Raw genomic sequence first — 14,782 nt, 5'->3', positions numbered from 1 at the left:
CTCATTTTATAATTAATAAAATATATTTATTCGAGACTACCTACTCAGATTGTATAATTTTCAATGAACATTTCTTTGCTTATTTGTTGAATAACACTAAATTAATTTTTTAATTTACTACAAACATGTTGATATACTTCCAGAATTACAGGGTCCTACATATTTTCAATTTTATCATTACTGCTAGCTAATATATGCTCGGGAACAATTATATTGTTTCCATAATTGCTGTAGAGAATAAACCAATCTCTAAAACACAATTCTTGTGTCGTTTTAATTGCGTCATAACTGCGCCATCTTTGTTCTTGCGTTCTAAATTCATATTTTGGCCAAAACAAATCTAAACTTTCTTTGTCTACAACACAAAATTTTTCAGCAAATACTTTCCAACTATCGGTTAATGTCCACTCAATATTCCGACCAATATTATTAAGGAATTCAGTTGTAAGATATATTTCACATAATCTTTGTTGAGCTATATCCAAGGATGTTCTTTTCTTGGATTGAAATACTTGCATTTTTGCGTCTCTATCATCTAACTTACATCCCCAATATATCATCATATCGTCTATCTCCCCAAATGTTACCATATCGGATAAACCATATAACCTATATTTAAACGTATTCAGACTGGTTCCGACGATTCTTTTTTTTTGTTTATCCTTAACGCCCAGAACAGGAAATGTATCGATAATGTTCAAAAAGAATTCAACGACATTTGGTGAATACATTCTTTGATCTGTTCTCGTTTTCAATACATATTTATTGTGATCGTTTTTAGCTTTTTTAACTCCAGCAAAGGATGAAATAATTTGGTAATTAATATTTTGAGGGCCCGGACTATATGGTTTTTTATTCAAAATTATATCAATATTTTCGTCCGATATTTTCGATAAATGAGAATCATCTTCATCATCCCATGTTGAAAAAATTAACTGACAATTCTTAAAGTGTCTTTTATATATTTTAATTGTTTCTAAGGTAAAATCATTTTCCGTTACAACGGGACCCTGCAATATTATAGCAGTTTTTATATTCACTTTACTATTATCAGAAATTGTTCCTATCACGTCGGCATACATTGGTCTTTGATGATAAGTACTATATGTTTTACTTTTTTTATCTCGAGCAATGTTTAAAGTCTCTAACAAAATATACAACACCTTTGTAGATAAAATTGAAAACAATGCTGAGAGAATATATTTTACAGTTGACGTTAAAGATATGTTCATTTAATTACAATTAGACAAAGTCGACAGAACTCCTAGTCTTCCCACGTTTTATGAAAATATTTAATTTTAAATTAATTATTGATTTAATATAGAATTGGTAAATACTCCCGTTTCCTGCACCTTTTTTGCTAGATATATATAAGTCGCCTTATTATAATGATAAGGAAAATCTTCTTGACCAGGCGTTTGTTCTTCAGGCCAATCTACAATATTTTCAACAACAGATATTGAGTAAAACATTGGTAATTCATTTGCAATATTGTCAACAGCATTTTTGATAAAACGATATCGTACATGAAATTTTTCACGCTTATCTAACTTTACTGGGAAGTGCAAAAATATAATTGGTGTATCTGGAAATTTTAACCGAAGGAATTGAAAATACGTTTTATAAGATTTAAAGATTTCTTCGTTTGGTAATAACCCTTTTGCTTCATATTTATCAATAAATTCAGATGAATGCGATATATCATTGTAATTTACACAAAAAGACCACTTTCCAATTCGATTTATAAATAATTGATCAGTTAATTCAGAAAAGGAGTCCATATAAATCAATTTAGGTTTTCCCATTGAATGCCATTTAAATATCTCTTGTTGTGCTACCAAAGGAATGATATCATTGCGTTCCATGAAACCAGCCACTTGAGAAGTTCTAGCATGTAGATTCATATTTGTATTTAGATTTAAAAGATAATCTACTCTCCCTTTTTGAATATTATAAAACGGAATCTGACATCCCGTTAATTTGAAAACATCCTGCCCCATGCATGCTACTCTACCAAATATCCAATCTTTATTGTTACTTTTTATTTTTTTTCTCCACCATAATCTAAGATAATATGGATATAAATTATTTTTGATTTTGGAGATATGTATTTTAAACATAATTTTACTCCATTTGAAACGATACAGCATTCTTAATTCGTTCTTTCCAGGGAATTGATGAAAATAAATTTTTTCTACCTTCAAAAAGAAAAATATTTGAGATGCCAACAAATATTCCAACAACTAAGATCCAAATCCAACCTAGATTAGCAGGAAGAATAATTGAAATTAGCCAGGCTATTAACACACCAGGAATAGATATAAAAAATGGTTTCATAATTCCTTTTGTTAATAAAACTTTGAACGGCATATTTAATTTTTTACTGATAAAATAAGGAGTGGAAATCCCGGTTGTTAATGTTTTACTTATTGAAGTGCCTAATGCTACTCCAACAAGACCCATTGACTTTGCTAAAAATATACTTATGATAATGTTAAATATTGCCTCCATTACTGAAGCAATTGTCCAATTTCGTAAATCTCCTGATGCAAAAACCAATGCAGTAGTTCCACGATAAATGGTGTCTTGCAAAATCCAATAAATAAATACTGAATTTAATATCGCGCCTCCATAATTATTTGGACCAACCCAGAGTATAACAAATTGTTGATTGACGATGAATACAAAAGTCGCTGCCATTACTGCGAGTCTAACCGATAGAGTAGTTAATTTAATAAAAACCTTTTGCAATTTAATGATGTTATTCTCGGCAAACATTTGCGAAATAGCCGGAAAAACTGCTATCGGCATTTTACTCGCCAAATTGATACTAAATAATGAAGGTAATTTTGAAGTTAGAGAATATGGAGTAACGCTAGAAGTACCTAATATACTGGCAATAATAACATTGTCGGCACTTGTTGCGACTGTATTTGCAATTCTGCCAATTTGGAAATATCCGCCATATTTTAATAATTTTATTAATTCTTTTATTTCAAAATATTTTCGACGAATTGACAAATCGGTAAAAATTCGTTTTGCATAAATAAAACTTACAGAGCCACTCACAACTATAATAAATAGATTCGATAAAGAAATTGCCATCAAACCAAATCCAAAAGAAAGAAGCACAATAGTAATAATTGAACCAACAATACTAACAGTATTTTTTATAGTATGTTCAATTGCCATTCTCTGAAAGCCATTAAGAATAAGACCAAAAATAGCTGATGGTAATGCAAGTGATGCTGAGGTAACTGCTATGAGATAAGCAGGAATTAACATCTTTTGTTCTTCTACAGAAACATTGAACCATTGACCAATGAATAAGGAAATACACATCCCAAAAACCAGAAATATAGTACCAACAAAACATAAGGCAAAAAAACCAGTACTAATAATACGATTTAACTCGATTTTATTGTTTGATTCTGAAGTAGTTGCAATTGCTCTAGTCAAAGGAACACCAATTCCAAAATCTGTTAGAGCCAAAAAACCTAAAATTGATGCGGCAGTAAGCCAAATACCATATAATGATTGAGAGGTATATTGTAAAATTATAGGTACAGTAATAAAATTTACAGATATCATTAATATCTGTCCGCCAAAATCTGCTGCAAAGCCCAGCAACGCTAATTTTGTCCTGCTGCTTTTCATGAAAATTTTAATTTAAATATATTCTATACGATTGTCGAGACGTACTGATTTAGATCTTCAGGTGTTCCTAATCCATGCATCTGTGATTGCAAGATATTGAAGACTCCGATTTTTTTGGTTTCTGCAATCAAATAATTATAAACTGGACATGTGTAAAATTCGTTATTGACTCTATCGTTTTTAATGATCATATCGATAGCCGAGCCTACAAAATATTTTCCTTCTTGAAAAAAATAAATACCTACGGTTGCAATATCAGATATTGGCATTTTTTCTTTTACCTCTAACACTAATCCATTTTCATCGGTTTTAGCAAACGACCATTTATCATTTCTTTGGGGATCTTTGAATGTTAAAATTGATCCATCCAAACCACGTTTAAGGCAATCATTCACAAAATCAAACATTGATATATCTACAATTTGGTCAGAATTTGCAATAAGGAGTGGGGTTTCAGTATCAATAAAACTCCGTGCAAATAATACAGTGCATGCTGTTCCTTCTGTTAGTTTATCTATCCCTACAAATATTGCGTTATATTCATTTTCTATTTGTAATACAATTTCTTTTTCTGCTTCAAAGTGAGACTTACGTCCAATTAAAATAAATCTGGCTTCTGGTAATTGAAGGTTTTCAATTACACGCACTATCATGGGTTTACCTTTTACATCAATAAATGGTTTAGGCTTATTATATCCGGCTTTTACAAACCTGCTGCCTTCACCAGCCATTGGTATTACAATATTTATCATTATGTATTTAACTCCAAAATATATTTATCGTTATTCGCTCCTGGTATCTTTACCACAGCGGTAACAGTATTAGAAATAGCATAAAAATCTGTAGCCTCAAATGGTTCAATAACAATAATATCATCCTGGTTATATACAATGCCATTCATTCTCACTTTTCCACTTACAATAACAGTAATTTCTGTTGCTATTTTATGATAATGTTTGGATTCATAATCGCCTTCGTTGTATTTTTTAACAGCAACTTCCACTTCATTGGTTTTCACCATGGTTGGTAAAAAATTCCCAATAAACCAACCCTTAGTCATATCGTTAAGGTTTGATTTTTTCATTGCTGTGATAATATTTCGTATTCTTGAATTTTTTGCGGAGAGTAAAAAGAATGGTAATTTGAGGAACTAATTGCGAATGAACCAACATGATAATTCTTTAATATCAACTCATTTAATACTGGGGCAATAAAATATAATCCGTTAAGATTCACATCTTTTTCGATTGAACGAAATGCAGCATCAACAAAATACTTTCCTTTTTTAAAATAATATAGTCCTGCAATTGCATTTTTGCTGATCGGTTTTTTTTCGGCGGTTTCATTGACTTTATTATCTGCATCGAGCTTTATATACGACCACTTTGGATGAACGGATTCGAAAGTAATTACAGCGGCATCATAATTATTTTTTAAAAATTCAGCATGAGCGGTATTTAAGGAGTTTTCAATAATCTGGTCGCTATTCACTATTATTAATTGATCATTGTTATTAATATGTTCAATTGATAACAATGCTGTACAAACAGCGCCACGCGTATCTCCTTCTACATAAATTATAATTGCCTTATCATCAGTTAACAGTTTTATCGTATCGTCTATATGATATTTCGTACAATCTTCATTTTTTAAAATGAAGATAAATTGTTTTTCGATATTGAACTCATTTAAATTTTTAATAACAAGTTCGATCATCGTTTTCCCTCTAACCTCGATTAACGGTTTAGGATAGATATATTCAGATGATTCGAAAAATATTGACTTGCCTGCCATTGGGAGGACTATATTCAGCATTCTTCACTCCTTTGGATAGCTTTAACAATATTCATATAGTTTACTTCCTCAACAGAATTAACTTTTAATAGATGCGCACCGCTTGCCAATGCTGCTTTTATACCATTCTCATTATCTTCAACCACCAAACACTCTTTGCTATTTAATCCAAGCCTGTCGATGGCTTTTATATATATTTCAGGATCCGGTTTAGCTTTTTCAACATCTTCGTTTGATAAAGTAAAATCTAAATATTTTATTAAACCAGATTTGATCATCATAACATCAATTGTTTCTCGGATGGAATTTGAGCATACAACCAAATGATATCCATCAGCCTTTAACTTAGAAAGTGCATATTCATGATGATACTTTGGTTTACAATACAAATGGACAAATTCCATAGTATATTGTTGTTTCATGTGATTAATGAAGGAGTGAAGTCCCCGAGGTAAACCACGCTCAATAGACAACATTTCTAATTTTTTCCTGGTTGGAAGCCCATCATATGAAACAAGATGTTCATAACGAGATATCTGAAATCCAAATAAGGATAATGCTTTATTTAAAGCTTCATAATGCCAGTCTTTTGCTTCTATCAGAACACCATCCATGTCAAATATTATTGATTTTATTTTATTCATAAAACCTACTTGCCTCTTCTGCGAAATCAGTGCAAAGATACAGGTTGTCATTTTTATATAAACCAGTCTGTTGAATCATTTTCCACAAATTTGCATGATTTCTCTTATGCAATTCCGGTGATACAATGCAAACTTTTTTTTCAGCTATTAGATGTTTTTCTATAACATGTTCATCATACCATTCATTATGGAATGCGTCAAGCCATATTCCCTGTGATGCTTCATAAAAAGAGGGATTTTGTTCAAATTCACTTTGCCTAGCAAATACATTAAATTTTTCATTAATATATAAATAGGCATCCGGGACTGACATATCAAAAACAAAATAATTGCGAATATCTAAATTATTTAATATATGTTTTAATTTCTCCTGTAATCCATCAGACTTTATGTTTAATGCAATACAGGGATTATTGTTTGCTTCGTTGACAATCTCACAGAAACGTAAAAAAGTTAAGCAACTGTCTTTAGCAATATCATGGGAAATAACAATCTCTCCATTATAATCTCTAACATCTGTTTCAATACCGTAATTTAAATTTAATGCACGTCTAAATGCTTTTTCAGTGTTTTTTTTTGCTGTATCGTTCCAACAACCGCGATGACTTATTATTTGCATTTTCTATAATATTAGCGCCGATTATATAAAATATTTTTAATTCTGATAAAATACACTCCAATTAAATCATTGAATAGGAAAAAAAGGAGGGAGCAGAAAAATATAACAAAAGAAGCAGAGAGCATTGTTTGCATTCTTCTTGGTCCAGATTCCAAAACCGGTATTCCGGCCCACTCCTGAACATTGATTATCGGAGCATCCCGAATTTCATCAATCCGAGCAAGTTCCAATTGGCGTGTTAACTCTATCACAAGTGTTTGATAAATTTGAATTTGCCTGTTTAACCTGGTTTGCTCCAAAAGCAACTGAGGTGATTGTGAAATAACTCTATTTCGTAAAACAAAATCTTTTAATAAATTTTCCGCATAAAATAGAGAGTCATTAACTTGTAAAACTCTTTTTTCGATGTATATCCTTTGCATTGTAGCATTAGATTTTCGTTTTGTCCGAACATATGAATCTAAAGACTTAACTAAATTGTTTGCAATCGAAGAAGATATCCGTGGTTCTCCCGTGCGAACAGAAAGTGTTATCATTCTTGTTTTATTGTCAAGGAAAAGGGTTACAATGTTTTGCAACTTTCTGAAAACATCCAAAAATCTTTTACGCTGTTGAAACGCTGTGTCAATATTTGCAGATACTTTTATATTAAAAAATGTATACAAATTTATTGAATCCGGAAATTCAGTGGAGTAATATTTCTCATTAACTACAGGTTCAATGACCGTTTCGCTATTCAATAGGCTTTTATATACATCGGCAGTACTAGATCCGTCGCCAAGAGATACACCGGCTAACGCTGCTAATCCACCGAGTGCTCCGGAAGATTTAGCTCCGTAATCAGGAAGAATAACAATTGAAGCATCATAATATGGATTTGAAAAACGAACAATGAAAATGGTTACTAATACTATCCCAAATATATTGGTAACAATAAATTTATATCGAACGCTCCAAAGCTTTTGAATATATTTTTCAATGACTTCCTTAATATGAATCTTATTTTTTTTCCCTTCTTCGTCATCAAACATTTTTTTGAGATAAGGCTCTAGGACAACGCTCCAATGGGGCTCGGGGGGAGATTGTTTCGTAGAATCTGGAGTTTGTATATTTTCTGGCTCAGGCATTATTTAAAAAAAATTAAGACGTATTGTATTAGTGATGAGATTCAAGTTTCAGGATTCAGAGTTTACGATTCAGGAATCAAGGTTCGGGAATAACAATTTAAAATTCATAACTTACGATTCACCTTCGGGTTTCAAGATTCAGGATTCATAATTTACGTTTTACGTTTCATGTTTCAGGGTTCACGATTAAAGGAATAGTTATGTGTTCGAAAAAATTAGAATTAAATATACAGAGAATATCGTGTAACCGTAAATTAATCTTCATTTAAATCACACCAAATTAAGTGACGGTCACCTTACAATTTATTTTATTTGATTAGCCAACACAATCACCGTCATTGTTGAGGCCAATAATGCCATCACATCTTTCCAGGAGCTAAAGAATGATTCTCCCGGCGGACCGGGGGGCTCCGGCGGATCGGGAATAATTTTTGTGATGACGATTGTTGACCCGTCCGGAATTTCGGGATTATCATCCCACAACCATCCTCGTTTTGCTTTTTCCACAAAGCCTTCTGGGTAATTCACCAAAACAAAATTCGCGCTGTCCGATAATCCACCCGCAAAATTCAAATAAAATTTGAGATTTTTACCGCTCACAAATGAATACAACCCCGGATTATTCACTTCGCCCAACACTTGCACTCTATTTGGATTTCGTTGAATATCAATGTTGTCTCCTGGTTGAACTGTTGCATCGTAACTGCCGCCTGTGTTACCTAATGCTTCTTCAATGTTCGTTCTAAATCTTTCGTTACCGCGCAGCAATCGTCCCCCTCGAGCATAAGCATTCTTTTTCAAACCACCTGCACGGCGGATAATATCGGATATCCGTTCTTTTGGCTTTTCAAGTGTATACACTCCCGGAAACACCACCTCGCCTGACAAAATAACATGTTCCTGTAAATGGAAATAAGGATTTGGTCGGATGAAAATTTGATCTTTGTCCTGCAATAAAAATGATCCTGCGGTGGAATGAAGGATCTCAATTGCCATTCGGGTTGTATCAAATAAATTTGGGAGATCACTGAAGACTATTCTTACCAATGAATCGTTTTTCAATTCGGTGAACATCACACGAGCTACTTCGGCCTGATGTGTTGAAGCATTTTCGGCAAAACCTCCCGCTTGCAAAATAAGATCGGTGATAGTCAGTTTGTCGGTTAATCTATACATGCCAGGTCTTTTTACACTGCCATAGATCTGTACATTTTTATCTAAAAATTTTATTTCTCCAAGTGCATATACTCTTAGTATATCACCGCGTAACAGTGGAATATCTTTTTCGGATCCCGCAAGAACATTAGCCAGATTAAATTGCATGGTGCGCTGTGAAACCAAATCTTCGTTAATTCGAACAATGTCAGCGCGATCCAAAAACGTATTTGCACGGTAGACAGAATCTTCTAATCCACCAAGAGAACGGACCATGTTACCAACGGTCATGCTATCGGCAAACGGCAACGTTCGCGGAGATTTGACATGTCCGGTTATCGTAACTGACGCCATTGGATTGATATCATAAATGGAATAAATCCGAACACTATCCCTCATTTCGAGTGCAATATTGTGACGGGGATCTTTCTGAAGAATTTTTTCAACATCAAGGGTAAAGATCTGCATCTTCTCATTTTTAAATTGACGCATCAATTCTGCACGTTTCAAATATGCCGTCGGTGCCAATCCATCAGCAGCATCGATAAGATCTTTCACTGTTCGGAGCTGATCGATCTGGTATGTCCCTGGACGTTTTACATCACCGATTATCTGCACATAATTTTCTTTCCTCCCGGAAATTGGAAAGACGGTGATAATATCACCATCTTCAATTGTATAATCTTTTTTCCCTGCGGCGATTTCGGAAAAATCCACATCGAACAACCGCCGCTCAAGATCTCCCTTTGATCGTTTTGCGAACGGTAGAATCCTGTCCACTTGGATCCGGTCGAGATAAACAGTGTTCCGTATGCCGCCGGAAAACTCCATAATTTGTTTTAGATTCTCATCCGGTTTTAATTCATACGTATACGATCGCAACACTTCGCCTCTGACCGTTGCAGTTTTTCCTTTTAAGGGAATAAAAATAATGTCGTTGTCATTAATCCGGGTATCATTGGTTTTAGTTGCACCCAGCAGATAATCATAGATATCAACTTTTGCTATAAGCTTACCGTTTCGGATCACACGAATGTCGCGGAGTGATCCGCTTGGTTTTGGACCGCCGACAACAAAAAGTGAGTTGAAAACGTTTGCAAAATTATTAACGAAATATCCGCCCGGATTATGCACTTCGCCCATAATGAACACTCGGATAGGACGAAGTTTTGAAAGAGAAAAATCTAAAAATATTGTTGGCGGAGATGTTTCAAGGCCGGAATATGAACGGGCTAAAGCAGATTTGACACGTTTCTTGGCATCATCAATGGAGTATCCAGAAACAAGCATGGAGCCGACAGACGATAATGTTATCCTTCCTTCTTTATCGACAGTCACTTCTTCTAACGACTGGATCTGACCCCACAGTGAAATTTTAATGACATCACCGGTACCGATGATATAATCCTTATCTGCTATGGAAGGAGATGAAACAAAAGCATTATCTTGCGAGCGAAAAAATGATAGCCCGAATATTTCAGCGTCCTGGGCAGAAAGCGGGGGGATAACGGCTGTTGATTGTGTTGTCGGTTTTGCATTTTTTAAAGACATTACATCACCCTGAACAACTGCCGGTTCTGCAGCAGGAACGGAAATATTCACTACCGGTCCGGACTGTGTTGTGGATACTGGAGTTCCCTTTGGCGGTAATTTATTGAGGTAGGTACTAAGATCAACGCCAAATTCTTTTGCCTTCGCCTCAGCTTCGGCACGAGTCATGCCATAGCTTTTGATCTTCGCATCGATCTCATCGGGAGACATAGTCTGTAATTGAGTCTCAGCCTGTTGTTTTATAACTTCTGTTTGTTGAGCTTTAAGGTTCACAAACGGCAAATTCATCATCACCAAGATGAAAATGAATGAATGAATAATTATCTTTCTCATAAAATTCTGTTTATTGTACAATAATTAGAACAACGCTTTAAAACTATACTATTATTACTAAAATCTGTAACTACTCACCCATGACAAATGCCAATATAAAATCATTGTCATTCGGGACAAGTAATTTTGTGGGTAATTAAATACTACGCTGAGTAATTACTGATGTTACGCAAAACTGAAAATTCTTCTTATCTCGTCCCTAAAGGGACTCTCAATTTGGAAATCGTAATGTGCTACATATATTACGCACCTACGGTGCTTTTTAAAATCAATAAAATCATAAACTAATTCGCCTGTTCCGTTGTCTCGGTAGGGACAAGATATTTGTAAAAGATCAAGCGAATCAATGTTCAAGTCCCGTCAGGTCGACGACTCGACTCGTTGAGGACGAAATATTCTTTCATTAATAAAGATGTGCGTAACATCAGTAATTACTAAAAATCTTGTAAATTTGTAAAAAAAATTTGCAATTTTTTAATTCATATCGTAAAATCAGACTTGTCCAAAATACATAGAAAAAACAACAAGAATCTTCACTCTCTTCTTTTCTTGACGGAGCAAGAAAAGAAGTCCGCCAGAGGCGGACGAAATTTAACGCACGCGATGAATCCCGTTCGCTCTTGCCCGTTGATGGCGCGAATCGCGCCATCAAAAGTCCCGTCATTCATCGCTTTCCCATTCGCTCAGTCCTCCTAAATTTCGCACCCACGCACTTTAATACGATCTCTCCTAAATAACAAAAGGGGCTTACTACTTGTTATCAAAATAAATTTGCCCAATTTGAGATAGTATGACCAATTTTGTATACACTTAAGATTTATTTTGGACAGTAGTGTCGTAAAATATGAAAATATTTTCTCTTATCCAATGTATTAGATAAGTAACTACAGGCTGTCTGATTCTTAAGTTTTTCATCTCTATCCTTAAATGATAGAAAATATTTCAATAATCTCTGCATTTCAATAGGGTTATTTCAAAAAGATCTCTGGAATTAATGGGTTATAGATGGGATTGTCAGATCAGAATAGAGGATATTCATCAAGAAGAGGTTCTTTGAACATTCAAATGAAGAATTAATTATACATAATAATAGTCGGATGATATAACAGAATATGACTACCCATCAAAACAGCTTTATGTGATGAGGTGAGCTCCTGAAACTGCAATGTTCAATTGCGTCAGATGTTATCGGGTTATTTCTATAGGAATATGTTTGCCTTGAACGATACATTGCTTTGCTATAGTGAAATGCGTTTCGGATGGAGTTACGATGATAACTCCTTTCACGGAGACATCATACAATATCGTTTCTAACGATGAGACAAATTGTATTGCAGGAGAAATTATTGTAACTGTTTTTTTTATTTCGAGATAAGAATCTACCACATGCTTCAATCGGTCGCCGATGAGCGCATGTGTTGTTTTCACATGATTTATGCCTTATAAACTAATGGCGAAATTATTGTAATAAGATTTCTGGTATCGATAATGGGAGTTCCAAGTGCAAGAAGATCGATATTTTTATATGTGTCGTGTGCGGTAGAAATAAGAATGAGATCATTTCCTTTTCCAATATCGACACTCTTTTTTCCAGCATAGTGAGCATGTTCCCGAGTCTCTTTTATCACTGGAATATATGGATCATTATATTCCACCATCGCACCACGAGACTCCAATTTCTCCATCAAAATATAACTAGGAGATTCGCGATCATCATCAACATTTGCTTTGTACGCCAAACCAAGAATTAAAACTTTTGAACCATTCAGCGATTTGTGATACTTGCTTAACACTTCCGCTGCTCTCTGCACAACAAAATCTGGCATTGCTCTATTTACTTCTCCTGCCAACTCGATGAATCTTGTATGCACTCCAAATTCTTTTGCTTTCCAGGTTAAATAAAATGGATCGATCGGAATACAATGTCCACCAAGTCCCGGTCCTGGGTAAAATGGCATAAATCCAAACGGTTTTGTTTTTGCGGCTTCAATCACTTCCCAAATATCGATCCCCATTTTCATGAAGGTGATCTTTAACTCATTCACCAAAGCAATGTTTACCGATCGAAAAATATTCTCCATCAACTTTGTTGCTTCAGCCACTTGAGTGGACGAAACAGGAACAGTACGCACAACAATTTGTTGATAAATACACTCTGCAATCTCTAATCCATCGGGAGATGTGGACCCAACAACTTTTGGAATTGTTTCTGTCGAATATTCCGAATTATTCGGATCTTCTCGCTCAGGTGAAAAAGCGACGAAAAAATCTTTGTCAACCTTCAGTCCGCTTTTTTCAAGAATGGGAACGACAACTTCGACCGTAGTTCCTGGATAAGTCGTCGACTCCAACACGATCATTTGTCCTCGACGTAGATGAGGATACATACTTTCGCAGGTCCGAACAATATACCCCATCTCCGGTTCAAGACTCTTCGTTAACGGTGTCGGGACAGCAATTAATACAGCGTCACATTCTTGTATTCGGGTAAAATCATTAGTAGCATCTAAAAACTTTGACGTAACTGACCGCGCTATTCTCTCGGAGGAAATATGTTTGATATAAGAAGTACTATTTTTTAGTGACGAAATTTTTGCGCTGTCTATATCAAAACCGATCGAAGGAAATCCTTTTTCAGCAAAACAAAGGACAATTGGTAACCCCACATATCCCAACCCAACTACTCCTACAACAAATTTTTTATCACGAATCTTTTGTACAATTTCATTTTTCATTTACTGTTTTCCGAAAAACTCGGCTATCGATGAAACAACATATTCAATTTGTTCTGGAAGTAATTCAGGAAAGATCGGCAACGCAAGAGAATTGGTTGCAGCACTATTTGCTACCGGATAATCACTCCCTTGTTTCAGATATTGGAAACATTCCTGTTCATGAAAAGAGACGGGATAATAGACATCATTCCCTATCCCTTTTTCTGTTATAAATTTCCTCAATTCATTTCGTTTTTCAACGCGGATGATGTATTGATTAAAAATATGGTGATTCTGGATGCCAAATGATTGATATAATGACGCCGGCAGCAATACTCGATTCTTTTTATCAAAGACTGTCACGCCGGTTCGTTCTGCTAAACCATGCTTTAGAAACAGGTTTGAATATAACTTAGCATTCTCACGACGTTTTGCCGACCATCCATCCAAATGCGGTAACTTGACCGACAAGACAGCTGCCTGCAACGCATCAATCCGAAAATTTCCACCAATATATTTATGGTAATACTTTGGATTCATTCCATGCACACGTAGGTATTTCATCCGTTCAGCAAGTTCAGGATTATTTGTTGTCACTAATCCGCCGTCGCCAAAACAACCAAGATTCTTGCTGGGGAAAAACGAAAAACAACCTATGTCTCCAATCGTACCAACCTTGTTCCCATCTTTATAATGAACTCCAATAGCTTGCGCAGCATCTTCAATCACAAACAGCTTATGTTCTTTTGCAATTGACATGATCACATCCATATCCGCACTTTGGCCATAAAGGTGAACAGGGATAATCGCTTTTGTCTTTTTAGTAATCTTTACTCTGATTTTTTGAGGATCGATATTAAATGTTATTGGATCAATATCAACAAAGATGGGAATGGCGTGAAGTCGAGAGACTACACCGGCAGTAGCAAAGAATGAATACGTCGGGACGATAACTTCATCACCTGGCTTGATATCGATCGCCATTAACGCAAGGAGAAGAGCATCTGTTCCAGAGGAAACACCAAGGGAGAATGAGCTGCCGATGTAGGCGTTCATCATCTGTTCCATCTTTTCGACTTCAGGTCCTAAAATAAAATACTGCGATTCAATAACTTTTTGAACCGCAGCATCTAATTCGGGCTTGAGACTATTATATTGCAGTTTTAAGTCTAATAATGGAACGTTCAA

13 protein-coding genes are annotated in these 14,782 nt (G+C 35.0%); all 13 read right to left on the bottom strand.

Annotated features, from left to right (window positions below):
* Nucleotides 1-155 precede the first annotated feature (155 nt).
* Complete coding sequence (locus tag WDA22_01180) at nucleotides 156-1,232, bottom strand: WavE lipopolysaccharide synthesis family protein (protein MFA5832063.1); 1,077 nt, start codon at nucleotides 1,230-1,232, stop codon at nucleotides 156-158.
* Between the two features lie 75 nt (nucleotides 1,233-1,307).
* Nucleotides 1,308-2,120 (bottom strand): hypothetical protein, encoded by an 813-nt coding sequence (locus tag WDA22_01175; protein MFA5832062.1) that lies wholly within the window; start codon nucleotides 2,118-2,120, stop codon nucleotides 1,308-1,310.
* 4 nt (nucleotides 2,121-2,124) lie between these two features.
* On the bottom strand, nucleotides 2,125-3,657 hold the full coding sequence (locus WDA22_01170; protein MFA5832061.1) for an oligosaccharide flippase family protein: 1,533 nt from the start codon (nucleotides 3,655-3,657) through the stop codon (nucleotides 2,125-2,127).
* A gap of 23 nt (nucleotides 3,658-3,680) precedes the next feature.
* Nucleotides 3,681-4,406, bottom strand: coding sequence for a glycosyltransferase family 2 protein (locus tag WDA22_01165; protein MFA5832060.1), 726 nt, complete (start codon nucleotides 4,404-4,406; stop codon nucleotides 3,681-3,683).
* 2 nt (nucleotides 4,407-4,408) lie between these two features.
* The gene (locus tag WDA22_01160; protein ID MFA5832059.1) at nucleotides 4,409-4,741 is read right to left on the bottom strand and encodes a hypothetical protein; all 333 of its coding nucleotides are present in this window, start codon (nucleotides 4,739-4,741) and stop codon (nucleotides 4,409-4,411) included.
* Nucleotides 4,738-5,472 (bottom strand): glycosyltransferase family 2 protein, encoded by a 735-nt coding sequence (locus WDA22_01155; GenBank protein ID MFA5832058.1) that lies wholly within the window; start codon nucleotides 5,470-5,472, stop codon nucleotides 4,738-4,740. Before WDA22_01155 ends, WDA22_01160 begins: the two co-directional genes overlap by 4 nt.
* Nucleotides 5,466-6,095, bottom strand: coding sequence for an HAD family phosphatase (locus tag WDA22_01150; GenBank protein ID MFA5832057.1), 630 nt, complete (start codon nucleotides 6,093-6,095; stop codon nucleotides 5,466-5,468). The genes WDA22_01155 and WDA22_01150 overlap by 7 nt, the downstream gene beginning before the upstream one ends.
* Nucleotides 6,088-6,714, bottom strand: coding sequence for a hypothetical protein (locus WDA22_01145; protein MFA5832056.1), 627 nt, complete (start codon nucleotides 6,712-6,714; stop codon nucleotides 6,088-6,090). Before WDA22_01145 ends, WDA22_01150 begins: the two co-directional genes overlap by 8 nt.
* Before the next feature lie 11 nt (nucleotides 6,715-6,725).
* The gene (locus WDA22_01140) at nucleotides 6,726-7,841 is read right to left on the bottom strand and encodes a hypothetical protein (GenBank protein ID MFA5832055.1); all 1,116 of its coding nucleotides are present in this window, start codon (nucleotides 7,839-7,841) and stop codon (nucleotides 6,726-6,728) included.
* Nucleotides 7,842-8,144: 303 nt separating this feature from the next.
* Entirely contained in the window at nucleotides 8,145-10,880 is a 2,736-nt protein-coding gene (locus tag WDA22_01135; protein MFA5832054.1) for an SLBB domain-containing protein, read from the bottom strand.
* A gap of 1,185 nt (nucleotides 10,881-12,065) precedes the next feature.
* Nucleotides 12,066-12,308 (bottom strand): Gfo/Idh/MocA family oxidoreductase, encoded by a 243-nt coding sequence (locus tag WDA22_01130; protein ID MFA5832053.1) that lies wholly within the window; start codon nucleotides 12,306-12,308, stop codon nucleotides 12,066-12,068.
* 5 nt (nucleotides 12,309-12,313) lie between these two features.
* On the bottom strand, nucleotides 12,314-13,615 hold the full coding sequence (locus WDA22_01125; GenBank protein ID MFA5832052.1) for a nucleotide sugar dehydrogenase: 1,302 nt from the start codon (nucleotides 13,613-13,615) through the stop codon (nucleotides 12,314-12,316).
* Nucleotides 13,616-14,782 (bottom strand): DegT/DnrJ/EryC1/StrS family aminotransferase, encoded by a 1,167-nt coding sequence (locus tag WDA22_01120; GenBank protein ID MFA5832051.1) that lies wholly within the window; start codon nucleotides 14,780-14,782, stop codon nucleotides 13,616-13,618.

The organism is Bacteroidota bacterium (assembly GCA_041658205.1).
Taxonomy (GTDB): domain Bacteria; phylum Bacteroidota; class Ignavibacteria; order UBA10030; family UBA8401; genus UBA8401.
Note: the sequence above shows the minus strand (reverse complement) of the source record. Positions and strands in the feature narration are given on the sequence as shown.

Excerpts from the sequence above, each read along its gene's own strand:
- WDA22_01180 (MFA5832063.1), bottom strand. The coding sequence starts at position 1,232 with ATGAACATATCTTTAACGTCAACTGTAAAATATATTCTCTCAGCATTG.
- WDA22_01175 (MFA5832062.1), bottom strand. The coding sequence starts at position 2,120 with ATGTTTAAAATACATATCTCCAAAATCAAAAATAATTTATATCCATAT.
- WDA22_01170 (MFA5832061.1), bottom strand. The coding sequence starts at position 3,657 with ATGAAAAGCAGCAGGACAAAATTAGCGTTGCTGGGCTTTGCAGCAGAT.
- WDA22_01160 (MFA5832059.1), bottom strand. The coding sequence starts at position 4,741 with ATGAAAAAATCAAACCTTAACGATATGACTAAGGGTTGGTTTATTGGG.
- WDA22_01155 (MFA5832058.1), bottom strand. The coding sequence starts at position 5,472 with ATGCTGAATATAGTCCTCCCAATGGCAGGCAAGTCAATATTTTTCGAA.
- WDA22_01150 (MFA5832057.1), bottom strand. The coding sequence starts at position 6,095 with ATGAATAAAATAAAATCAATAATATTTGACATGGATGGTGTTCTGATA.
- WDA22_01145 (MFA5832056.1), bottom strand. The coding sequence starts at position 6,714 with ATGCAAATAATAAGTCATCGCGGTTGTTGGAACGATACAGCAAAAAAA.
- WDA22_01140 (MFA5832055.1), bottom strand. The coding sequence starts at position 7,841 with ATGCCTGAGCCAGAAAATATACAAACTCCAGATTCTACGAAACAATCT.
- WDA22_01135 (MFA5832054.1), bottom strand. The coding sequence starts at position 10,880 with ATGAGAAAGATAATTATTCATTCATTCATTTTCATCTTGGTGATGATG.
- WDA22_01125 (MFA5832052.1), bottom strand. The coding sequence starts at position 13,615 with ATGAAAAATGAAATTGTACAAAAGATTCGTGATAAAAAATTTGTTGTA.